The sequence below is a fragment of the Actinoplanes sp. CA-051413 genome, from assembly GCF_050955795.1.
Taxonomy (GTDB): domain Bacteria; phylum Actinomycetota; class Actinomycetes; order Mycobacteriales; family Micromonosporaceae; genus Actinoplanes.
In genome coordinates this window covers 1,046,084-1,068,294 of record NZ_CP192100.1, presented here as the reverse complement: position 1 = coordinate 1,068,294, position 22,211 = coordinate 1,046,084, and the positions used below count along the sequence as shown (strand labels likewise).

Here is a 22,211-nt window from a genome sequence, read left to right as displayed (position 1 = left end):
GTCGTCACTTCCCCGCAGCTGCGAGCTCGGCGGCGCGCTCGGCCGCACCGTCCATCGTGTCCACCCGCTGCACCAGCGGGTTGTTCGCCTGGTCCAGGATCGCCCGGCCGGCCTCGGCGTTGTTGCCGTCGAGGCGGACCACGAGCGGCTTGGTGACGGCCTCGCCGCGCTCACCGAGCAGGGCGAGGGCCTGGATGATGCCGTTGGCGACCTCGTCGCAGGCGGTGATGCCACCGAAGACGTTCACGAAGACCGACTTGACCGCCGGGTCGCCCAGCACGATCTCCAGGCCGTTGGCCATGACCTGGGCGCTGGCGCCGCCGCCGATGTCGAGGAAGTTGGCCGGCTTGACGCCGCCGTGCCCCTCGCCCGCGTACGCGACCACGTCGAGCGTCGACATGACCAGGCCGGCGCCGTTGCCGATGATCCCGACCTCGCCGTCGAGCTTGACGTAGTTGAGGTTCTTGGCCTTGGCCGCCTGCTCCAGCGGGTCGACCGCGGACTGGTCGATCAGCGCCTCGTGGTCGGGGTGCCGGAAGCCGGCGTTCTCGTCCAGGGTGATCTTCGCGTCCAGCAGCAGCACCCGGCCGTCGCCGACCTTGGCCAGCGGGTTGACCTCGACCAGCGTCGCGTCCTCGGCCACGAAGGCCTGCCAGAGCTTCACCGCGATGTCGACGATCGGCTCGGCGACCTCGGCCGGGAACTTGGCGGCGGTGACGATCTCGCGCGCCTTGGCCTCGGTGACACCCTCGTTGGCGTCGATCGCGATCTTGGCGACCCGCTCCGGGTCCTCCTCGGCGACCGTCTCGATCTCCATGCCGCCGGCCACGGAGGCGATGCAGAGGAAGGTGCGGTTGGCCCGGTCGAGCAGGTAGGAGAAGTAGTACTCCTCCTTGATGTCCGCGGTCTCCGCGAGCATCACCTTGTGCACGGTGTGGCCCTTGATGTCCATTCCGAGGATGTCCGTCGCGCGGGCCTCGGCCTCGTCCGCGCCGTCGGCGAGCTTGACGCCGCCGGCCTTGCCGCGGCCGCCGACCTTCACCTGCGCCTTGACCACGACCTTGCCGCCGAGTCGCTCGGCGATCGCGCGGGCCTCCTGCGGGGTCTCGGCGACGCCGCCGCCCAGCACGGGCAGCCCGTGCCGTTCGAACAGGTCGCGCCCCTGATACTCGAACAGGTCCACGTGTCTCCTTTCGCTCGCGACGCTTGCCCCGGCAAGCCGCGTACCCGCGTCCCGACCTGATGTCCGCGGCGCGTCGTTGCGTCGCCGCCAGCGTGAGAGAAATGTCGGCCCTGAGGCCTCATTTCGCAGCCTAGCCACCTCACCACCGGGTGCGCCGCCGCGGGTGCACGGTGTGCAAGACCACACAGCCGGCCGGGCTACGTCAGCGGCACGCGTCCCGCCGCGAAGTAGGCGACGGCCTGCAGGATCTCCTGCTCGCTCTTGTCGGCGTAGTTGAGCGTCGCGGTGAAGCCGGTGCCGAACGCGGCCTGGGTGACCATGGAGTCGAAGGCGGTGAACGCGCCCAGCTTCTGCTCGGCCCGGGGGTCGCGGGGCGCCACGCAGAGCATCTTCTCCAGGCTCCAGCGCCGCCGGGAGATCATGCCGATCGCCTCCCAGGGCAGCCAGATGGCCTGGCCCCGGCTCGGCCGGGTTTTGATCCACAGGCCGGCGGGCCCGACCGCGAGCACCGGGCCGCCGCCGGCGAGCAGCCAGATCTGCAGGCCGAACAGGCCCGCGAAGACGGCGCTGATGACCAGCCAGAGCACCAGCAGGGCGGGGCCGTTGTCGGAGCCGATCGCGCCGAGGCCGAGCACGCAGCCGAGGAAGGCCATCAGGGCCAGGACGAAGCCGCCGAAGACCAGGACGCGCTTGCGGACGCTGGGCCGGACGATGAACGGCTGGTCCTCGGGGATGCGCGGGACCACGGGGTAGGGCTGCACGGTGCGAGAGGCTACGCGGACCGCGCGAAAAAGTCGTCCCAAGTCGCGTAACCCCGGTTCGGGGGCGTCGTTGAGTGTGATGTCGGAGCGCTGAGCGATGACGAGAGCGGCCGATGCCCTGTCGGTCGAGGGGTGGCGGCGGGGCATCGTGCATAGAGAGGCCGGACGTGTGAGGGGTGCGTCCGGCCTCTCCCTTACTTCTTATTGACTCTTTGCGGTTGTCTGGTCACGCCACTGGCGTGGCCACATTGGCGCGTACCCATTCGATGATGGATGCGGTCGTCGCGCCCGGCGTGAAGATATGGGCCACGCCCAGCTTCTCGAGCTCGGTTATGTCGTCGGCCGGAATGATGCCGCCGCCGAATACCACGATGTCGGCCGCATCACGTTCCGCGAGCAGTTCCAGCACTCGCCGGAACAGCGTCATGTGCGCCCCGGAGAGCACCGACAGCCCGATGGCGTCCGCGTCCTCCTGGATGGCGGTCTCGACGATCTGCTCGGGCGTCTGGTGCAGGCCCGTGTAGACGACCTCCATACCGGCGTCCCGCAGCGCGCGTGCCACTACCTTCGCGCCCCTGTCGTGGCCGTCCAGCCCTGGTTTGGCGACGACGACCCTGATCCGTGCTTGCATCTACGACCCCTTCGGCGCTCACCGGCTGCACTGCCGGCCGAGAAGGAAACTGCCACCTGAACGAACGGTAACCCGGCACGGTTGAACCGAGGAAGCCGCCGCTCCGTACTACCCGCCGGCACCAAGACCATCAGGACACCGCGCGCAAGCACCATTTAACGTATTCCACGTCACATGACTTTGCGTTAGAAGCGCAGTTACGGAGAGCCAACACTCTTTCGCCTCAAAATTGCCGCCAACTCGGACATTCGCGCCCTAATGCCGACAGCTAACTGTCAGGGAATTGGCGCTGCGACTTGTGACTGGCGTTGCGTTTCGTTACCGTGGCCCACGGCTGTCAACCGGTTAACGCCGGACCGACCGCTCGGCAAACCACCGTTCAGCATCTGTTCCCCGCCCGGTGGCTGCCGCTCTTTGCCACCGACGGAGGGTTGTTCGTGCGTCAGCGCTTGTCGTCTGAGCCCGACCGCTATCGCGGCCGTCGCCGCGTCCCCACCCCTCCGCGCAGCCGCTATGCCGTCGTCGTCACGTCGGCATTTGTCGGCGCCGGAGTGGTCGCCCTGGGAGCCGCCTCGCAGCTCCCGGACGCCAAGGCCGTCAACCCCACGGTCCTGCAAAATCTGGAAGCGGCCTCGTCCGCCGACAACACCCTGGCCGAGCGCACCGCCGAGGGTGAGCGCGCCTCCCGCGGCGAGGACCGCGAGAGCAGCGCCAAGATCACCGAGGAGCAGGCCGAGGCCGAGGCCTGGCTGCTCCCCCTGAACGACTACCAGTTCACCTCCGCGTACGGCGTCCGTTTCGGCAAGCTGCACGCCGGCATCGACCTGGCGGCGCCCGAGGGCACTCCGTACATGGCCGTGCACGCCGGTGAGGTGACCTCCGCCGGCTACCAGGGCGGCTATGGGTACGCGATCACCGTCAAGCACTCCGACGGCACCGAGATGATCTACGCCCACTCCCGGCGGCTGCTGGTGAAGAGCGGCGACAAGGTCAAGGCCGGCCAGGTCATCGGTGAGGTCGGCAACACGGGCTACTCGTACGGCACCCACCTGCACCTCGAGGTGCACGTCAAGGGCGCGCCGACCGACCCGATCGTCTTTCTGCGCGAGCACGGCGTCGACATCAAGCTCCGCATCGAGTCGGTGTACGGCGACCTCGCCGCCTCCTGATCCCGCTCCACCCACCGCCGGACCGCTGCTGGTCCGGCGGTTTCTCATGTCCGCAACCGTCCCGCAACCGGGTCGGTTGCACTGGGCCCGCTGCCCTCAAGATCCGCAGGACGGTGCCGACAGGCAGGTGTCGGACACCGAGACCTGGAGGATCACCCCGCGTGCAGCATCGAGCGAACCGGAACGTCCGCGGCCGCCACCGCAGAACGACGCCGCTGCACAGCCACCGCGCTCCGAGCACCCCGGTCACCGAGAAGGGCCGTTACGCCGTGGCTGCGGCTCTGGTGGCCGGCGTGGGGGTCGCAGGTTTGACGACGGCGACCGACGGCGCGTCGTCCTCCCCGGCCCCTGCGAAGACCCGCCCGGCCGCCGCACAGGCAACCCTGGCGCCCAGCACGCCCGCCCCGGCCCCGACGCCCACGCTCTCGCCGCCCCCCACGGCTACGCCCACCCCGGTCGCCTCGTCCCCGTCCGCCGTCGCAGCCGGCATCCAGCTCGTGGACGAGGGCGTGCCGTTCGTCCCGCAGGCCCGCAAGGAAAAGCCGCTGCCGCTGTGGGTGAACCCGCTGCCGGAAGGCGCGACCACCTCCTGCTTCGGCCCGCGCTGGGGCCGTCTGCACGCCGGCGTCGACCTGGCCGCGCCGGACGGCACCCCGATCCGGGCCGCGGGCGCGGGCGTCGTCGTGGCCGCCGGACCCGCCGAGGGCTACGGCAACGCCGTGCTGATCGACCACGGCAACGGCTACCTCACCCACTACGGGCACATGTCCGTGATCACCACGACCGTCGGTCAGCAGGTCGCGGCCGGCGACCAGATCGGCAATGAGGGCTCGACCGGTCACTCCACCGGCCCGCACCTGCACTTCGAGGTGCACCAGGGCAGCTACCAGAACCCGATCGAGCCGACCGCCTGGATGCGCGAGCACGGCGTCGACATCACCGGCTGCGCCACCCCGGCCGACGCGAGCTAGATCTTCTCGATCGGGGCGTGCCGCAGGACCAGCCACATGACCTGGTCGCCGAAGTCGATCTGAGCCCGGGCGCCGGGACCGTGGCCGTCCACGGTCACCACCCGGCCCAGGCCGTACCGCTGGTGGTTGACCCGGTCGCCGGCCGCCACCTTGGGCGCCTGCTTCATCTCGCTCGCGGTGGTCAGCCTGCTCGCGTCCACGCCGAGGCGCTGGGCGAGCTGCTGCGCCTTCGGGGTGCCGCCGGAGAAGCCGCCGCCCCGCCCGCGGTCACCGCCACCACGGCCGCCGACACCGCCGCCGGTGCCCGACCACGACGTGTACGACCCCGCCGTACGCTCCCAGCGCACCAGCTCGCCGGGCAGCTCGTCGGTGAACCGTGAGGGCGGGTTGTACTGCGGCTGGCCCCACGCCGACCGGGTCACCGCGCGGGACAGGTAGAGCCGCTGGCGGGCGCGGGTGATGCCGACGTACGCCAGCCGCCGCTCCTCCTCCAGCTCGGCGTTGTCCCCCAGGGCCCGCATGTGCGGGAAGACACCGTCCTCGAGACCGGTGAGGAACACCACCGGGAACTCGAGGCCCTTGGCGGTGTGCAGCGTCATCAGAGTGACCACGCCCTGGTGCTCGGGATCGTCACTGGGGATCTGGTCGGCGTCGGCGACCAGCGCCACCTGCTCGAGGAAACCGGCCAGCGTCGCGGCGGGCGCGTCCTCGTCCTCCGCCGCCTGCGCCTCCACCCGCTCGGTGTACTCCCGGGCGACGCTGACGAGCTCCTGGAGGTTCTCCACCCGGCCCTGGTCCTGCGGGTCGAGGCTCTCCTCCAGCTCGGTCAGCAGGCCGGAACGCTGCAACGCGGCCTCCAGCACCTCCTCCGGCGGCGCGGTCAGGGACATCTCCCGCAGGTCGTCGAGGAGCTGGACGAAGTCGGCGATGCTGTTGGCCGCGCGGGTCGAGATGCCGGGGGCGTTCTTCGCACCGCGCAGGGCCTGGCCGAACGAGATCCGGTCGCGGGTGGACAGTGCCTCCACACACGCCTCCGCCCGGTCGCCGATGCCACGGCGGGGGGTGTTGAGCACGCGGCGGATGCTGACCGTGTCGTCGTCGTTGACCACCGCGCGCAGGTAGGCCAGCGCGTCGCGGACCTCCTTGCGCTCGTAGAAGCGCACCCCGCCGACGACCTTGTACGGCAGGCCGACGCGGATGAACACCTCCTCGAAGACACGGGACTGCGCGTTGGTGCGGTAGAAGACCGCCACGTCACCCGGGCGGACCTCGTGGTTGTCGGTCAGCCGGTCGATCTCGCGGGCCACCCAGTCGGCCTCGGCGTGCTCGGTGTCGGCGACGTACCCGACGATCTGCTCGCCGGCGCCCTGGTCGCTCCAGAGCCGCTTGGGCTTGCGGGAGGTGTTGCGGTCGATGACCGCGTTGGCCGCGGACAGGATCGTCTGGGTGGAGCGGTAGTTCTGCTCCAGCAGGATCGTGCGGGCGTTCGGGTAGTCGCGCTCGAACTCCAGGATGTTGCGGATGGTGGCGCCGCGGAACGCGTAGATCGACTGGTCGGCGTCGCCCACCACACACAGCTCGGCCGGCTCGATCTCGCCCTCGGCCGGCCCGACCAGCTCCTTGACCAGCATGTACTGGGCGTGGTTGGTGTCCTGGTACTCGTCGACCATCACGTGCCGGAAGCGGCGGCGGTAGGCCTCCGCGACGTGCGGGTGCGACTGCAACAGGTGCACGGTCGCCATGATGATGTCGTCGAAGTCGAGGGCGTGCGCCTCCTTGAGGCGGCGCTGATACAGCACGTACGCCTCGGCGACGGCCCGCTCGTTGGGCCCCTTCGCCCGGTCCTTGAACTCCTCGGGCTCGACCAGCTCGTTCTTCAGGTTGGACACCTGGGCGGCCAGACCGCGGGCCGTGTAGCGCTTCGGGTCCAGGTCGAGCTCGCGGGCGACGAGCTGCATCAGCCGCCGCGAGTCGTCCGCGTCGTAGATGGAGAAGGTGCTCTTCAGCCCGGCGTGCTCGTGCTCGGCCCGCAGGATGCGTACGCAGGCGGAGTGGAAGGTCGACACCCACATCAGCCGGGCCCGGGGACCGACGAGGGCGGCGACCCGCTCCTTCATCTCCCCGGCGGCCTTGTTGGTGAAGGTGATCGCGATGATCTGGCCGGGATGCACGTCCCGCGCGGCCAGCAGGTAGGCGATCCGGTGGGTCAGCACCCGGGTCTTGCCCGAACCGGCACCGGCGACGATCAGCAGTGGTGAGCCGGCGTGGGTCACCGCGTCGCGCTGCGGCCCGTTGAGCCCGTCGAGCAGCGTCTCCGGATCCGTCCGCCGGACCGGCTGCCGCCTGGGCGGGGCCTCCTGACCAGGGGTTTTCGCCTCCTGGACAGGCGGCATCGTAAACAGGGGCTGGGAGTTTTCCGGAAGGGCTCGCATCGCCGGACAAGTCTATGCCGCACCCCCGACAATCTTTCCAGGCAGTCCGCACCCCCGCGCCGCAACCAAGCTGTCATCCCCAAGCCGTAGCGCTGACCAGCGTCGATAAAGCAGGCTGGCAGGCGTTGGTTGCTCCGTAACCCGACCGGGAGACCGAATACTATGGACCACCCCCGCCGCCGCGGCTGGGCCGTGCTGCGTCATCTCGCCGTACCGGCCCTTGCTCTGGCCGTCGTCGCCACCCTGCCGACGACGAAGCCCGACGCAGCACCGGCCACCACGCCCGTCGCCCAGTACCTGCCGGGCATGGCCCCGGCCAGCGTGTCCTACGGACCGTCCGGCAAGACGGTCAAGGGCCAGTTCCTCAGCTACAACGACTTCCACGGCGCCATCGACCCGCCCGCCGGCAGCGGCGCGGTCGTCAACGGCACTCCGGCCGGCGGCGTCGAATACCTCGCGACCTACCTGCGCAAGCTGCGCGCCGACGCCGCCGCCGAGGGCCGCAAGACCCTCACCGTCGGCGCCGGCGACCTGATCGGCGCGACGCCGCTGGTCAGCGCCGCCTTCCACGACGAGCCGACGATCGAGCTGATGAACGAGGTCGGCCTGCAGGTCAGCTCGGTGGGCAACCACGAGTTCGACGAGGGCGTCGACGAGCTGATCCGGATGCAGCGCGGTGGCTGTCACCCCAAGGACGGCTGCCAGGACGGCGACGGCTTCGGTGGCGCCGACTTCACCTACCTCGCGGCGAACACCATCAACAAGAAGACCGGCCTGCCGATCCTGCCGCCGATCGACATCAAGTTCGTCAACGGCGTGCCGGTCGGCTTCGTCGGGCTCACCCTGGAGGGCACCGCCGGCATCGTCAACCCGGCCGGCATCCAGAACGTGCGCTTCGCCAACGAGGTCGAGACCGCCAACAAGTGGGGTGACCTGCTCAAGCTGTTCGGCGTCAAGGCGCAGGTGCTGCTCGTGCACCAGGGCGGCCAGCAGAACGTCTCCGAGCAGGTCCCGGTCCCCGGCGTCTCGGACTGCAACGCCTTCTCCGGGCCCATCGTGCCGATCGTCGCGGGCCTCAACCCCGAGTTCCGCCTGGTGGTCTCCGGCCACACCCACCGCTTCTACACCTGCACGCTGCCGAACTCCGCCGGCACCTCGGTGGTGACCAGCGCCGGCACCAACGGCCAGCTGATCACCGACATCGACTACGCGATCGACCGGCGCACCGGCCGGTTCGCCGATATTACCGCCAAGAACGTGGTGGTGGAGAACGGCGTCTCCGACGGCAAGGGCGGCTGGCTCAAGGACGCCGCCGGCGTCTTCCTGAAGAACCCGGCCACGGTTGACCCGAATGCCAAGAAGGTCGCGGACAAGTACCGCACCGCGGTGGCCCCGATCGCCAACCGGGTCGTCGGCACCATCACCGGCGACATCACCCGTACGGCGGGCGCCAACGGCGAGTCGGCGCTCGGTGACGTGATCGCGGACGCCCAGCTGGCCTGGACGAAGACCAGCGCCAACGCGCAGATCGCGCTGATGAACCCGGGCGGCATCCGGGCCGACTTCGACGCCGAGGCGTCAGCCGGCGGCGAGGCCACCGGCCAGGTGACCTACGGCGAGGCGTTCACCGTCCAGCCGTTCAACAACCTGGTGGTCACCCAGACCCTCACCGGCGCGCAGCTCAAGAACGTGCTGGAGCAGCAGTTCGCCGGCTTCGGCGGGCAGACCACCCAGCGCATCCTGCAGGTGTCGGCGGGCTTCACCTACTCATGGGACAGCACTGCCCCGGCGGGCTCGAAGGTGAGCGCACTGGTCCTCAACGGCACCCCGATCGACCCGGCCGCCAACTACCAGGTCACCACGAACGACTTCCTGGCCAACGGCGGCGACGGCTTCACCAACCTGACGCTGGGCACGGGTCGCACCACGGCACCGGGCTTCGACGTCGACGCCCTGATCGGCTACCTCGGCGCGGGCACCCCGGTCGCGCCGGGCCCGGCCAACCGGATCACCAAGATCGGCTGATCGGGCCGCGTCCCACGGTTCGGGCCGTTTCCTTGCGGAGCGGCCCGAGCCGGGTACATACTCGCTTCGTGATCCAGCAGGCGCGATTTTTTTACTACGGACCCGGAGCTCCGGCGACCGTAGGACGCGTCTGAACGACAGACCTACATCAAGCCCCGGGCTCCCGAGCCCGGGGCTTGATGCTGCCCGGGCCGGGCCGACCGGGACGTCAGCACCCGAGGAGCACGACATGAGCGCAGACCTGATGGACCAGCAGACCGGCGCCGGCGCCGAACCCGCCGCGGAGGAGATCAAGGCGATCCGCGAGCGGATCGACGAGATCGACCAGGCCCTGATCGACCTGTGGCTGGAACGTTCCCGCCTGTCCCAGCACGTCGGCCGCACCCGGATGGCATCGGGCGGCACGCGGCTGGTCCTGTCGCGCGAGCGGGAGATCGTCGAGCGTTTCCGCGAGGCGCTCGGCCCGGACGGCACCCAGGTGGCGTTGCTGCTGCTGCGGGCCGGCCGCGGACCGCTCTGACGAAGCGGGCGTGCCCCCACAACGAAGCGCGCCGCCGTAGCCCTCGGCAGAGGACCACGGCGGCGCGGATCAGTTGAGCCGGGTCAGAGCGTCCCGGCCTCGTGGGTCACCACGATCTCGCGCTCCTCGGCGAAGTGGCAGGCACTCGGGTGATCCGTGCCCGGCCGCTCCACCAGCGCCGGAACCTGCTCGGCACAGATGTCCTGCGCCTTCCAGCACCGCGTGCGGAACCGGCATCCCGACGGCGGATTCGCCGGGCTCGGCACGTCGCCGGTGAGCCGGATGATCGCCTTCGTGCTGCGGCTGTTCGGGTCCGGCACCGGCACTGCCGACAGCAGCGCCTGCGTGTACGGGTGCGTCGGCCGCTCGTAGATCTCGTCCTCGGTGCCGATCTCGACGATCTTGCCGAGGTACATCACCGCGACACGGTCGGACAGGTGCCGCACCACCGACAGGTCGTGAGCGATGAAGATGTACGCCAGGCCCAGCTCCTTCTGGAGGCTGTCCAGCAGGTTCATCACCTGGGCCTGGATCGACACGTCCAGCGCGCTGACCGGCTCGTCGCAGACGATGATCTCCGGCCGCAGGGCGAGCGCCCGGGCGATGCCGATGCGCTGGCGCTGACCACCGGAGAACTGGTGCGGGTAACGGTTGATGTGCTCGGGGTTGAGCCCGACCACCTCCAGCAGCTCCTGCACCTTCTTGCGACGACTGCCCTTGGGCGCGACATCGGTGTGGATCTCGAACGGCTCCCCGATCAGGTCACCGACCGTCATCCGGGGGTTGAGCGAGGTGTACGGGTCCTGCATGACGAGCTGGATCTGCCGCCGCAGCTTGCGCATCTCGCCGCCGCCCATCGAGAACATGTCCCGACCGCGGTACTCGACCGAGCCCGCGGTGGGCCGTTCGAGATTCATCAGCACCCGGGCGAGCGTCGACTTGCCGCAGCCCGACTCGCCCACGATGCCCAGCGTCTCGCCCTGCTTGAGGCTGAACGACACGCCGTCCACGGCCTGGACCTGGCCGATGGTCTTGCGGAAGACCACGCCCCGGGTGACCGGATAGTGCTTGACGACGTTCTTGGCCTCGAGAATGGTCTCACTCACCGCGCAGAACCTCCTCGGCGAAGTGGCAGGCACTGCCCCGCGCCGGTGCCACCACGCGCAGCGGGGGCACCTTCTCGACGCAGATGGGCTGCGCCTTGGGGCAGCGGGGGTGGAACGGACAGCCCGGCGGGATCCGCATCAGGTTCGGCGGCAGCCCCTTGATGGTGCGGAGCTCCTGGCCCTTCTCGTCGATCCGGGGGATCGAGTTGAGCAGGCCCACGGTGTACGGGTGCCCCGGCCGCGCGTACAGGTCGTGCACGTTGGCTTCCTCGACGATGCGGCCGGCGTACATGACCGCGATGCGGTCGGCCACGTCGGCCACGACGCCCAGGTCGTGGGTGATCAGGATGAGCCCCATCTGCCGCTCACGCTGCAGGTCGGCCAGCAGGTCCATGATCTGGGCCTGCACGGTCACGTCCAGCGCGGTGGTCGGCTCGTCGGCGATGAGCACCTCGGGGTCGAGGGCCAGCGACATCGCGATCATGACGCGCTGGCGCATGCCACCGGAGAACTGGTGCGGGAACTCGGTGACCCGCTGCTTCGCGTTGGGGATCTTGACCTGGTCCAGCAGCTCGATCGACCGCTTCTTGGCCTCGGCGCGGCTCAGCCCCTTGCGGATGCGGAACTGCTCGCCGATCTGGAAGCCCACGGTGAAGACCGGATTGAGAGCCGACAGCGCGTCCTGGAACACCATGGCGATGCCATGGCCGCGGATCTTGCGCCGGCCCTCCTCCGACATGCTCAGCATGTCCTTGCCGTGGAAGCGGATCTGACCGCCGGAGACGTGCCCCGGCGGCTGGTCCAGGATGCCCATGATGGTCTGGGCGGTCACGCTCTTGCCGGAACCCGACTCGCCCAGCACGGCCAGCGTCTCGCCGGCGTCGACGTGGAACGAGACGCCGTTGATGGCTTTGGCGATGCCGTCGCGGGTGCGGAACTCGACGTGCAGATCCTCGACCTCGAGCAGCCGGCCGCTGGGACGGCCGGTCGTCGAGAACTCGGGATCGGTGATGACAACTTCGGACACGGTGGCTCCTACCGCATTTTCGGGTCGAGGGCCTCGCGCACAGCCTCGCCCAGCATCACGAAGCTGAGCACGGCGGTCACGAGGAAGGCGGCGGGGAACAGCAGCAGATACAGCGAGACGCGGATGTAGTTCTGGGACTCGTTGATCATGACGCCCCAGGACACCACCGGCGACTGCAGACCCACGCCGAGGAACGACAGCGTCGCCTCCGCACCGATGAAGGAACCCACCAGGATCGTGGAGTAGACCAGGAGCGGGGCCAGGCAGTTCGGGATCAGGTGCTTGAAAACGATCCGCAGGTTGCTGGCGCCCAGGGCCCGGGCCGCCACGATGTAGTCCGCCTCCTTGGTGGCCAGCACCGAGGACCGCATGATCCGCATCGACACCGGCCAGCTCAGCAGGACCAGCGACACGACCACCAGCATGATGATCTCGAACTCGCCGCGATTGGCCCCCGGCGGGTTGAACGTGAACAGGATGACGATCGCGCCGAGCACGAACGGCAGACCGAAGAAGATGTCGGCGACCCGGGACAGGATCGTGTCGAACCAGCCGCCGCGGAAGCCGGCGATCACACCGACCAGGCCGCCGATCAGCACGGTGCCGAGGGTCGAGAGCACCGCCACGAGGATCGACGCGCGGGCGCCGTAGATGACCCGGGCATACACGTCCTGGCCCTGCACGTCGTAGCCGAACCAGGCGTCGGCGGACGGGCCGACGCGGCTGCGGGACAGCGTGCCGTAGCTCGGATCGGCCGAGGTGAACAGCGACGGGAAGGCCGCCATCACCAGGAAGAGCGCGATGAAGAACGCGGAGATCCAGAACAGCGGCTTGCGGCGCAGGTCGCGCCAGGCGTCACCGAGAAGGCCGCGGGGCTTGTCGGCCCGCTGGTTCTCAGGGAGTCCCGCGTTCGTGGGGGCGGTGGCCCCCGGCGCGGTGGGTTGCTCGGCTCGTGGCGTGGTGACCATCGAGCTCATGGTCGGATCACTCATAGCGGATCCTCGGGTCCAGGAGGGCGTACAGCATGTCGACCAGCAGGTTCATCACCAGGTAGACGAGCACCAGGATGACGACGATGGAGACCACCGTAGCGCCTTCCTTGGTCACGATGGCCCGGTAGACTTCCCGGCCGATTCCGTTGATACCGAAGATGCCCTCGGTGACGATGGCGCCACCCATCAGGGCACCGAGGTCGGTGCCGAGATACGTGACGACCGGGATCAACGAGTTGCGCAGCAGGTGCACCCCGACCACCCGCCGCATCGGCAGGCCCTTCGCGATGGCGGTACGCACGTAGTCGGCACTGCGGTTCTCCGCGATGCTCGTGCGGGCCAGGCGCGCGATGTACGCCATCGACACGCTGCCCAGCACGAAGCCGGGGATGAGCAGCTCGGTGAACGACGGCGGGTTGGAGACCGTGGGCTTGATGAGGCCCCACTGGACGCCGAACAGGTACTGCAGCACGAAGCCGGTGACGAACGTCGGCAGCGCGATGAGGAACAGCGTGGAGACCAGGACCAGGTTGTCCAGGAAGCCGTTGCGCCGGAGACCGGTCAGCACACCGGCGGTGAGGCCGATGATCGCCTCCACCGCCAGGGCGACCATGGCCAGCTTGATGGTGTTCGGGTACGCCGCGGCGATGAGGTCGTTGATCGAGCGACCGCCGAACGTCGAACCGAAGTCACCCTGGAGCAGGTTCTTCATGTACGTGAAGTACTGCACGTACAGGGGCTTGTCGAGGTTGAACTTCTCCGTCATGACCTGGATGTAGTTCGCAGGGCAGGGACGGTCGCCGCACTTGCCCGCGAAGGGATCGCCGGGGACGGACCAGACGAGCCAGTAGATGAGAAAGGTGGTTCCGAGGAAAACGGGAACAAGCTGTAGTAGCCGTCTGACGACGTAACGGCCCATAGGTCCTCCCAGAGACGGGCGCTTGTGGCGCCCCGTGCGGATGTGGGCGCTCGTGTTGCCCAGTGTGTACCAGCAGGCGCCGTGACGCCTCTCACAGACCGACTCAGGTCCGGCTCCCTGAGTGCGGAGCCGGACCTGAGACTGGAAAGCTACGCCTATGCCATCTCGACCGAGGAGAGGTCGATCTCGCCGACGTTGCTGGTGTTGACGTTCTTGACCTTGTCGGAGGTGCCCGACTGCTGGTTCGAGAAGTAGATCGGCATGGTCGGCACGTCCTGGTCGATCAGCTTCACCGCCTCCGCGAACTTGGCGTGCGCCGCTTCGACGTCGGCCGCCGAGGTGCCCTCCTTGTAGAGCGCGTCCACCTTCGGGTTGCTGTAGCTACCGTCGTTCGACGAGCCGCCGGTCACGTACAGCGGACCGATCCAGTTCTCGACGTCCGGGTAGTCCTGCTGCCAACCGGCGCGGTACGGGCCCTTCATCTGCTTGGCGTTGATGCCCTGGCGGAAGACGGCGAAGGTCGGGATGCCCTCGGCGCGGACATTGATGCCCAGCACGTTCTTGATGCTCTGCGCGACGGCCTCCATCCACTCCTTGTGGCTGGCGTCCGCGTTGTAGTAGAGCACCATCTCGCCGGTGAAGCCGCCGGCCTTGGCCAGGTCGGCCTTGGCGCCCTCGGGGTCGAACTTGCACGCGGTGCAGTTGCCGGCCTGGTTGCCCGGGGTCAGCGGGTTGGCCCAGCTGTCCGCGGGGGTCCGGGAGTTGAAGAAGATCTTCTCGGTGATCTCCTGGCGGTTGATCGCCTTGGAGACCGCCCGGCGCAGGTCAGGGTTCTGGAAGCGCTTGTCGTACAGCGGGAAGGCGATGATGCCGGTGGTCGGCGTGGGCACGTTGAGCGCGCGGTCACCGAGGTCGGACTTCCACTTGTCGCCGGCGAGCGCCGAGACCGGGATCTGCTGCTGGAAGTCGAGGTTGCCCGACTGGAGGTCGGCGTACGCGGCCGTGTCCTCCTGGTACATCTTGACCGTGACGTCCTTGATCTTGACCTTGTCGTCGAGCGTGTAGTCGTCGAACCGGGTCAGCTTGATCTCGACGTTGTCGGTCCAGGAGACGAACTTCACCGGGCCGTTGCCGATCGGCTTCTTGCCGAACTCCTCGGGCTTCTGGGTGAAGAAGGCGTCGGGCAGCGGCATGAACGCGCTGTAGCCGAGCTTCGTCGGGAAGATCGAGAAGGGCGTGGCCAGCGTGACGGTGAAGTTGTAGTCGTCGACAACCTTCAGGCCGGACATGGTCTTGGCCTTGGGCTCCGGCGCCTTCTTCGGGCCGTCGTCATCCGGGTCGGCCGTGTTGACGTCCGTGAAGCCCGCGATGTCGCTGAAGAAGCTGGAGTTCTGCGCACCGTTGGGCGAGTACGCCGCCCAGTTCCAGGCGTCGACGAAGTTCTTCGCCTTGACCTCGGTGCCGTCGTGGAACTTGGTGCCCTGCTTCAGGGTGATGTTGTAGACCTTGGAGTCGGTCGTCTTGATCGACTGGGCCACGGCGTTGACCGGGGCGCTGCCGTCGTTGGGGTAGCTGACCAGACCGGTCCACATGAAGTCGATGATCTTGCCGCCACCGGTTTCGGTGGTGCTGGCCGGGATCAGGCCGACCTCTGGCTGGGTGCCGTCAATGGTGATGGCACCGTTCGCTGTATCGCCGCCGGCATTGTCGGTGTCGCTGTCGTCGCCACCGCTGCATCCGGCCGCCACGAGCGCAACGGCCGCGGTCATAGCGACCAGCCTCGCCCGCTTCGAGACTCTCATGGTTGGGGGCCTCCTCTTGTGCATATCTGGTGATCACGTCTGGATCACCCGCCTGCTCGCAGCCCCCGATCGGCGGTCGCCGATCTGGTGCGGCAGGAAGTCGGAACTTCTGACACCTCGATACATCGCCTGTCAACCACGACGGCCGAACGACGACAGCCCCGGAGCACGCGCACAATGCACCGCCGTCGACAGCGTTCTACTTGAGCTCCCGGCGGCTCACCACAGGCGCGTGAGGCCGAAGCAACTCTGACACCTGCCGGCCCAGCACCGAAAGACGTGTTATCAATCCGATACGGGCCCAGGATATGTGCAAATGCGCAGCGCAGAGGCGATTACCGCACAAATGATCCAGCACAAACCGGGCGGTTCGCCACCGTTCACCGCGGGCACCGCGGCGCGGCCGGACAGCTTCAGCCGACGAGCTCGACACCCAGCACATCGATGCGCTGCGCGGAGTCGATCGACACGTTCCTGACCCGCTCGGAGTGCCCGAAGAGGTTCTGCCCGAAACGCAGGGGGATGACAGGCATGTCCTGAGCCAGGAGGTCTTCCGCCTCCTGCCACTTCTTGACCGCCTGCGCCTGCCTCGGCGCTTTGGAGCCCTCACCCAGCAGGCTGTCGAAGGCCGGGTTGCTGTAGCCGTAGAGATTCGACGAGCCGTTGGTCGCGTACAGCGGGGAGAGGTAGCTCTCCAGCAGCGGGTAGTCCATCGTCCAGCTCAGCCGGATCAGGCCGACGGGCTGCCGCTTCTCGACCCGGCCCAGCAGCACGGCGAGGTCGTCCTCCCCGGCTCCGGTGCACTTGATGCCCAGCGACGCGGTGATCTGCCGGCACAGGACGTCGACCCAGCTCCGCGGGCCGCTGTCCCGGCTGTACGAGACCGTGATGGCGGCGGGACCGCCGGCCGCCCGGTACATCTCCTTGGCCCGCGCGGGGTCGTACCGGCAGTACTCCGCGCAGGAGTCGGCCCGGTAGCCGGGAACCACCGGCGACACGAACGCGGTCGCGGCGGTCTCGGTCCCGTGGAACACCTCGTCGACCATCGCCTGGCGGTTGATCGCCAGGGAGAGCGCCCGGCGCACCTCCGGCTCGGCGAAGTCCGGCTGGAAGATCGGGAAGCCGAGGAACGTGAAGGTGGAGTTCGGACTCTTCTGCAGGCGTCCGCCGAGGTCATCGGTGGCCTTGTCGATCAGCTCGAGCGGAATGCGGGTCTGCACGTCGATGTCACCGTCGACCAGATCGGCGTACTCGTCACCGGCGTCGTCATAGATCTTCCACAGCAGGCCGTCCACTTTGGGAGCGGGCCCGGGGAAACCGGACGCCTTCTCCATCAGGATCCGGCTGCCGCGCTCCCATCCGCCCTTCATCTTGAAAGGCCCGTTACCGACGACCGCGTTCTCGAAAGCGCCGGCGATGACCCCCGGCGCGGAGAAAGCAGCCTTGGGCAACGGATAGAAAGCCACGTCGTTCAGCAGGGCGGCGAAGCCCGCGAACGGCGCCGACAGGGTCACGGTGAAAGAGGTGTCACCGACCTTCTTCAGGCCCCGCAAGGTCTTCGCCTGCGGATCCGCGGCCTGCTGCGGGCCCGAGTCGCCGTCCGGGTCGCGCACCTGCAGATCCGCGTACCCGTCGATGCGGTCGTAGTAGGAGGTCGCGCTCTGGTGGTTCGGGCCGTACGCGCCGTAGTTCCAGGCGTCGAGATAGCTGTCCGCGGTGACCGGCTCGCCGTTGCTGAAAGTGAGCCCCGGCTTCAGCTTGACGGTCCAGATCCGGGCCGTCGGGTCAGCCTTGACCGACTGCGCGGCGGCCGGGACCGGATTGCTGCGCGCGTCGAAGGTGACCAGCGGCTGGAACAGCGCGGACAGCACCTGCTTGCCGCTCACGTCCACGGTGTTGCTCGGGATCAGATGCCCCGGCTCGGAAATGCCGATGACCACCGTCCGGTCGGGCACGTCCTCGTCCGGGCCATGGTCCGTGCAGCCGTACGCCGACAGGACGAGGGCGACTGCCGCAGCCGCCACCAGCCGTGGGGCCTTGCGGACCATGGTGCGGAACTCCTTCAGACGAGCCGGCGGTCAGCCGCCCAGCGTGACAACTCGTACCGGTTCGACATCTGCAGCTTGCGCAGAACGTTCGACACGTGAGTTTCCACAGTCTTGATGGAGATGTACAGCTCCTTGGCGATCTCTTTGTAGGCGTACCCGCGCGCCAGCAGCCGCAGCACCTCGCGCTCGCGGTTGGTCAGCTGATCGAGCTCGGGATCGGCCACCGGGACGTCCGGGCGCGACGCGAACGCGTCCAGCACGAAGCCGGCCAGCCGCGGGCTGAACACCGCGTCGCCGTCGGCCACCCGCCGGATCGCCGCGGCCAGTTCGTCGGGCGAGATCGTCTTGGTCACGTACCCGCGGGCGCCGGCCCGGATCAGGCCGATCACGTCCTCGGCCGCGTCGGAGACCGACAGGGCGAGAAACTTCACCTGCGGATGGGTACGCCGCATGGCGTCCAGCACCGCCCGGCCCCCGCCGTCGGGCATGTGCACGTCGAGCAGCACCACGTCCGGAGTCGTCGCGGCGATCCGGGCCACTGCCTCGGCCACCGTGCTCGCCTCGCCCACCACCTCGACGTGGGCACCGAGCTCGGCGCGGACGCCGGCGCGGAACATGGCGTGGTCGTCCACGAGGAAAACGGTCAGCCGCCGGTTCTCCTCGGCTACAGGCTCGGTCATCGTGCTGTCTCCTTTCCGGCGGTGACGCTCTCCCGGGAAACCGGCAGCGTCAGGCGTACCTCGGTGCCGTCCCCGGGCGCGCTGCGGATCTCGGCCTTGCCGCCGTGCCGCCGCATCCGCCCGATGATGGAACCGCGTACCCCGTGTCTCGTATCCTCCACCGCCGTCAACTCGAAGCCGGCGCCGCGGTCGCGGACGAACACGCTCAGCTCCTCGGCCTCCACCTCCGCGTAGAGCGAGACGGTCTCCACGCCGGCGTGCCGGGCCGCGTTGACCAGGGCCTCACGCGCGGCGGCGACCAGCGCGGCAACCGACTCGTCGCACTGGGTGTCACCGACCACCACGGTCTCGACCGAGATCGCGTACGTGTCCTCCACCTCGGCAGCCGCCTGCTCGAGCGCCGCGGCGAACCGCTCGGTGGGTGAGGCGCTCGGCTTGTACAGCCAGTTGCGCAGGCTGCGCTCCTGGCCCCGGGCCAGCCGCTGCACCTCCTTGATGTCCGCGGAGTTGCGCTGGATCAGCGCCAGGGTGTGCAGCACCTGGTCGTGGATCATGGCCGCGACCTCGGCACGCTCCTGCTCCCGGATGCGGCCCTCGCGCTCGGAGCGGAGCTGGCTGAACGTGCGCCAGAGCAGCGGGGCGACCACCACGCCGACCCCCAGCAGGCCGACCAGCGCGAAGATCACCCCGTTGAAGACCGCGCTGAGGTTGCCGGCCGGGGCGTACACGGCGAGGATGCCGATCACGCCGGTCGCGACCAGGACCCCGCCGCCGATGAAGCGGAAGATGAACGAGCGGCGGTCGCTCTCGGCGACCACGGCGGCGAGCCACGGTGCCTGCGGCGTCGCGTCGGCCCACTGGCCACGGCGGGTCGGATCGGACTGGTGCCAGATCACGCCCGCGCCGACCGCGGTGACCGCGATGAGCCAGCCCGCCGTACCGGCCACGCCGTTGTCCCCGAAGAGCAGGCCCTGCAGCAGGATGACGCCCAGACCGATCGCGCCGAACGGGAGCAGCAGCGCGAGGTCGCGGCGGGTGCGGCCGGCCCCGGTGGGCAGCTGCTGCGGCAGGACCGCCCAGAAGACCGCGTAGAGCAGCAGGCCGAGGCCGTTGAAGCTGAGCAGGACGACCAGGGCGATGCGGACCGCGGTCACCGGGATGCCCAGATGGCGCGCCAGACCGGACGCGACACCGGCGATGACCCGGTGGTCGCGCGGCCGGTACAGCCGGCGCGGTGTCGGGGGTACTGCGGTGGCGGTGATCGCTCCTCCTCCAGCTCAGGGCGCGGCGTGCGCTGCGGCCTGTTCGATCGTCACACGGCCGGGGGGTCGCGGGCCACGGGGAAACTCCCCCATCACCGGGACCCCCGGATCTCAGGGTGGCGTCAGGGTCGCCGCCTGAGGCGGTTCGGGTCGCCGGACCGCCAGTATCGAAGCCATGACCGACGAAGCTGCCCAGTCCCGCGAAGCTGCCGGGTCGTCGCAGGACGCTCCGGCACCTTCGGCTGTCCCGCCTCCGGCGCCGGCTCCCGCTGCGGCCGCGTCCGACCTGCCACCGGCCTACGAGCCTCCGGCACCGGGCGCCCCGCCGGCGGCCGACCCTCCCCCGCCTCCCTCCGACTCCGTTCCGCCTCCCGGAGCTGTCCCGCCTCCCGGAGCTGTCCCGCCTCCCGGAGCTACGCCTCCGCCCGGTGGGACGCCGCCGCCCGGTGCGATGCCGCCGCCGTGGTTCGGTGCGCCCGACAGCGGGCCCACATTCGCTCGGGAGAAGCTGATCCGGCCCACCCGCGGCCGCTACGTCGCCGGCGTCTCCGGTGCGATCGCCAACGCCACCAACACCGACCCGGTGCTCTGGCGGGTGCTGCTGGCCGTGCTGGGCTTCTTCGGCGGCGTCGGCGTGCTGATCTACCTGGTCGGCTGGCTGCTGATCCCGGCCGAGGGCGACACCGCCTCCCCGATCGAGTCCCTGCTGGGCCGCGGCCGCTCGGCCACCGCCCCGATTTCGATCGTGCTCCTGGGCGGGGCGGCCGCGCTGACCTTCGCGTTCATCGTCCGCGACGGCTTCCGCGCCACGCTGCTGGCGGCGGCGGTGCTGGTCTGCGGCGGGCTGCTGCTCAGGCGCAACAACCGGGTGAACGCCACCGCCCCGGCGCCCGGAGCCGCCCCCACGCCGGAACCCTGGTCTGCTGCCACGGCGGCTGGTCCCGCCCCGTTTCCCCCGGCCACGCCTGCCGCGGCCACGCCGCCCGTACCCACGCCTCCGCCGGCTCCGGCCGCTCCGGACGAGCCCCGCACGACCCCGTTCCCGGCCGCGGCCGCACCGGCCCGCGAACCGATGAGCGCGCCGCCGCCGCCCACCCCGCCCAACTACACCCAGGGGGCTTACGTGCCACCGAGCACCGCCTACGCGCCGCCCCGGCCGCCCGAGTTCGGGCCGCCGCCCGGTGGCTACCGCCCGCCGTTCGCCCCGCATGGGCCGTGGGCCCAGGGCAGCCACCACCGGGTGACCCCGCCGGCCCCGCCGCGGCCCCCGCGTCCGCCGAAGCAGCGCCGCGAGCGTTCCAAGCTCGGCCGGATCACGTTCTTCATGATCGTGGTGGTCATGGGCGTGCTGGCCCTGATCGACCTCTCCGGCGTCGACGTCTCCGTCTCGGCCTACTTCGCCGCCGCGCTGACCACGATCGGGCTGGGCCTGGTCGTCGGCGCTTGGTTCGGCCGGGCCCGCGGTCTCATCGCCCTCGCCCTGCTGTCCTGCCTCGGCCTGGCCGTCTCCAGCGGCGCCGAGACCTGGGGCGGCGAGCTCGGCAACAGCTCCTACCGGCCCAAGACCATCACCGCGGTCGCGGACCGCTACGACTTCACCATCGGTACGGCGACCCTGGACCTGCGCGCCGTCGACTTCACCGGCAAGGACCAGGCCACCACCGTCGCGATGAAGGTCGGCCAGATGAAGATCCTGCTGCCGGACAACGTCGACACCACCACCACGGTGCGGATGGACGGCGGCCGGGCCCGGATCTTCGGCCGCGAATGGGACGGCAAGGAACTCGGCTCGCAGGAGGTCACCGACCTGGGGTCGGACGGCGCCGGCGGCGGCACGCTGCACCTGACCATCGAACTGAACACCGGTGACCTGGAGGTGGCCCGATGAGGCCGCACCGTACCGACGGCATCTCGCTGAGTTTCGGGCTGCTCTTCCTGCTCGTCGCGGCCTGGTGGGCGATCGCGCAGGTCGTGACCGTCCGGCTGCCCGCTGCGGGCTGGCTGGTGGCCGGCGCCCTGATCATGTTCGGCGCGATCGGGCTGCTCGGCGCGATCCGCTCCGGCCGGCGCACCGAGGTGCCCGCCCCGGTGCAGGCCGAGGCCCAGGTGGAGACGCCGGGCGACCTGCCGCCGGAGCTGCACGCGGACATCGTCCGGGAACTGCTGGACAACCCGGCGGACCGGGTCGACCTGCACCCGGCGTACTTGAAGCACCCAGTCCCGGACCCGGCGACGGGCACCCGCCCGGCCTCGGCACCGCCTGCGGCCCCGACGTCCGCGGCGCCTTCATCCGCGCCGCCCGCGGCGCCCACCTTCGCACCGCCCGCGGCCTCCGCGTCGGCACCGCCCGCCGAGCCTGCTTCCGCGCCGCCGGTGCCCGGAAGTGCGGGTCCGGCCGGGGATGAGCCGACCGTGGCCAGCGAGGAGCCGACGGCTCCGCTTCCGCCCGCCGGCAGTGCCGCCGGTGCCGGGGACGAGCCGACGACCGAGGTCACCCGGGTTGATCTGGACCAGGAGACGGGCCGCGAGGTGCAGCCCGGCGACGGCCCGGACGAGGATCAGGACGGCGCGCCCCGGCGGGGCTGACGCGGCGCGCCGGTCGCGGGTCACACCAACGGGTGGGGCCCGCGACCGGCGCAATATGCTCTCCGAGCAGAGGAAATCCCGACAGCGCGAGGAGCCC

At 69.7% G+C, this 22,211-nt stretch carries 18 protein-coding genes; 6 read left to right on the top strand and 12 right to left on the bottom strand.

Annotation, left to right across the window (positions count from 1 at the left end):
* Positions 1-4: 4 nt before the first annotated feature.
* From sucC to ACQP2Y_RS05095, 3 genes are all read right to left on the bottom strand, one after another.
* Complete coding sequence (sucC, locus tag ACQP2Y_RS05105) at positions 5-1,183, bottom strand: ADP-forming succinate--CoA ligase subunit beta (protein WP_360556006.1); 1,179 nt, start codon at positions 1,181-1,183, stop codon at positions 5-7.
* A gap of 197 nt (positions 1,184-1,380) precedes the next feature.
* On the bottom strand, positions 1,381-1,944 hold the full coding sequence (locus ACQP2Y_RS05100) for a hypothetical protein (protein WP_433725009.1): 564 nt from the start codon (positions 1,942-1,944) through the stop codon (positions 1,381-1,383).
* Positions 1,945-2,170: 226 nt separating this feature from the next.
* Positions 2,171-2,575 (bottom strand): cobalamin B12-binding domain-containing protein, encoded by a 405-nt coding sequence (locus ACQP2Y_RS05095; RefSeq protein ID WP_360821677.1) that lies wholly within the window; start codon positions 2,573-2,575, stop codon positions 2,171-2,173.
* Between the two features lie 437 nt (positions 2,576-3,012).
* On the opposite strand from ACQP2Y_RS05095, the gene ACQP2Y_RS05090 reads away from it, so the two are divergent.
* Positions 3,013-3,744, top strand: a complete 732-nt coding sequence (locus ACQP2Y_RS05090; RefSeq protein WP_433725007.1) for a M23 family metallopeptidase — start codon at positions 3,013-3,015, stop codon at positions 3,742-3,744.
* A gap of 161 nt (positions 3,745-3,905) precedes the next feature.
* Complete coding sequence (locus ACQP2Y_RS05085) at positions 3,906-4,715, top strand: M23 family metallopeptidase (RefSeq protein WP_433725005.1); 810 nt, start codon at positions 3,906-3,908, stop codon at positions 4,713-4,715.
* Here the strand turns inward: ACQP2Y_RS05085 and pcrA are convergent.
* Positions 4,712-7,147 (bottom strand): DNA helicase PcrA, encoded by a 2,436-nt coding sequence (gene pcrA / locus ACQP2Y_RS05080; protein WP_433725003.1) that lies wholly within the window; start codon positions 7,145-7,147, stop codon positions 4,712-4,714. The genes ACQP2Y_RS05085 and pcrA overlap by 4 nt on opposite strands.
* A gap of 162 nt (positions 7,148-7,309) precedes the next feature.
* Here pcrA and ACQP2Y_RS05075 point away from each other — a divergent pair, with 162 nt between their 5' ends.
* Both ACQP2Y_RS05075 and ACQP2Y_RS05070 read left to right on the top strand, forming a co-directional pair.
* Complete coding sequence (locus tag ACQP2Y_RS05075) at positions 7,310-9,172, top strand: bifunctional metallophosphatase/5'-nucleotidase (RefSeq protein WP_433725001.1); 1,863 nt, start codon at positions 7,310-7,312, stop codon at positions 9,170-9,172.
* A 229-nt stretch (positions 9,173-9,401) separates the two neighbouring features.
* Positions 9,402-9,692, top strand: coding sequence for a chorismate mutase (locus tag ACQP2Y_RS05070; protein WP_203773738.1), 291 nt, complete (start codon positions 9,402-9,404; stop codon positions 9,690-9,692).
* Between the two features lie 83 nt (positions 9,693-9,775).
* Here ACQP2Y_RS05070 and ACQP2Y_RS05065 read toward each other — a convergent pair whose 3' ends face one another.
* The 8 genes from ACQP2Y_RS05065 to ACQP2Y_RS05030 all read right to left on the bottom strand — a co-directional run bounded on the left by ACQP2Y_RS05065 (position 9,776) and on the right by ACQP2Y_RS05030 (position 19,492).
* Complete coding sequence (locus tag ACQP2Y_RS05065; RefSeq protein WP_433724999.1) at positions 9,776-10,798, bottom strand: ABC transporter ATP-binding protein; 1,023 nt, start codon at positions 10,796-10,798, stop codon at positions 9,776-9,778.
* On the bottom strand, positions 10,791-11,825 hold the full coding sequence (locus tag ACQP2Y_RS05060; protein ID WP_433724997.1) for an ABC transporter ATP-binding protein: 1,035 nt from the start codon (positions 11,823-11,825) through the stop codon (positions 10,791-10,793). The genes ACQP2Y_RS05065 and ACQP2Y_RS05060 overlap by 8 nt, the downstream gene beginning before the upstream one ends.
* An 8-nt stretch (positions 11,826-11,833) precedes the next feature.
* Positions 11,834-12,802 carry an ABC transporter permease gene (locus tag ACQP2Y_RS05055; RefSeq protein ID WP_433731768.1) on the bottom strand — a complete coding sequence of 323 codons (969 nt, stop codon included), beginning with the start codon at positions 12,800-12,802 and terminating at the stop codon, positions 11,834-11,836.
* Positions 12,803-12,809: 7 nt separating this feature from the next.
* Positions 12,810-13,736 carry an ABC transporter permease gene (locus ACQP2Y_RS05050; RefSeq protein ID WP_433724995.1) on the bottom strand — a complete coding sequence of 309 codons (927 nt, stop codon included), beginning with the start codon at positions 13,734-13,736 and terminating at the stop codon, positions 12,810-12,812.
* Positions 13,737-13,891: 155 nt separating this feature from the next.
* Positions 13,892-15,505, bottom strand: coding sequence for a peptide ABC transporter substrate-binding protein (locus tag ACQP2Y_RS05045; protein ID WP_433724993.1), 1,614 nt, complete (start codon positions 15,503-15,505; stop codon positions 13,892-13,894).
* Between the two features lie 446 nt (positions 15,506-15,951).
* Entirely contained in the window at positions 15,952-17,586 is a 1,635-nt protein-coding gene (locus ACQP2Y_RS05040) for a peptide ABC transporter substrate-binding protein (protein ID WP_433724991.1), read from the bottom strand.
* 14 nt (positions 17,587-17,600) lie between these two features.
* Positions 17,601-18,266, bottom strand: a complete 666-nt coding sequence (locus ACQP2Y_RS05035) for a response regulator (protein WP_212986720.1) — start codon at positions 18,264-18,266, stop codon at positions 17,601-17,603.
* Complete coding sequence (locus ACQP2Y_RS05030) at positions 18,263-19,492, bottom strand: ATP-binding protein (RefSeq protein WP_433731766.1); 1,230 nt, start codon at positions 19,490-19,492, stop codon at positions 18,263-18,265. The genes ACQP2Y_RS05035 and ACQP2Y_RS05030 overlap by 4 nt, the downstream gene beginning before the upstream one ends.
* A gap of 487 nt (positions 19,493-19,979) precedes the next feature.
* Between ACQP2Y_RS05030 and ACQP2Y_RS05025 the strand changes: the two genes are divergently transcribed.
* Together ACQP2Y_RS05025 and ACQP2Y_RS05020 are read left to right on the top strand one after the other, a co-directional pair.
* On the top strand, positions 19,980-21,416 hold the full coding sequence (locus ACQP2Y_RS05025; RefSeq protein ID WP_433724989.1) for a PspC domain-containing protein: 1,437 nt from the start codon (positions 19,980-19,982) through the stop codon (positions 21,414-21,416).
* Positions 21,413-22,114 (top strand): hypothetical protein, encoded by a 702-nt coding sequence (locus ACQP2Y_RS05020; protein WP_433724987.1) that lies wholly within the window; start codon positions 21,413-21,415, stop codon positions 22,112-22,114. Before ACQP2Y_RS05025 ends, ACQP2Y_RS05020 begins: the two co-directional genes overlap by 4 nt.
* Positions 22,115-22,211 lie beyond the last annotated feature (97 nt).

Coding starts and splice junctions, on each gene's coding strand:
- ACQP2Y_RS05095 (WP_360821677.1), bottom strand. CDS start 2,575: ATGCAAGCACGGATCAGGGTCGTCGTCGCCAAACCAGGGCTGGACGGC.
- pcrA (WP_433725003.1), bottom strand. CDS start 7,147: ATGCGAGCCCTTCCGGAAAACTCCCAGCCCCTGTTTACGATGCCGCCT.
- ACQP2Y_RS05075 (WP_433725001.1), top strand. CDS start 7,310: ATGGACCACCCCCGCCGCCGCGGCTGGGCCGTGCTGCGTCATCTCGCC.
- ACQP2Y_RS05070 (WP_203773738.1), top strand. CDS start 9,402: ATGAGCGCAGACCTGATGGACCAGCAGACCGGCGCCGGCGCCGAACCC.
- ACQP2Y_RS05055 (WP_433731768.1), bottom strand. CDS start 12,802: ATGAGCTCGATGGTCACCACGCCACGAGCCGAGCAACCCACCGCGCCG.
- ACQP2Y_RS05050 (WP_433724995.1), bottom strand. CDS start 13,736: ATGGGCCGTTACGTCGTCAGACGGCTACTACAGCTTGTTCCCGTTTTC.
- ACQP2Y_RS05045 (WP_433724993.1), bottom strand. CDS start 15,505: ATGACCGCGGCCGTTGCGCTCGTGGCGGCCGGATGCAGCGGTGGCGAC.
- ACQP2Y_RS05040 (WP_433724991.1), bottom strand. CDS start 17,586: ATGGTCCGCAAGGCCCCACGGCTGGTGGCGGCTGCGGCAGTCGCCCTC.
- ACQP2Y_RS05035 (WP_212986720.1), bottom strand. CDS start 18,266: ATGACCGAGCCTGTAGCCGAGGAGAACCGGCGGCTGACCGTTTTCCTC.
- ACQP2Y_RS05025 (WP_433724989.1), top strand. CDS start 19,980: ATGCCGCCGCCGTGGTTCGGTGCGCCCGACAGCGGGCCCACATTCGCT.
- ACQP2Y_RS05020 (WP_433724987.1), top strand. CDS start 21,413: ATGAGGCCGCACCGTACCGACGGCATCTCGCTGAGTTTCGGGCTGCTC.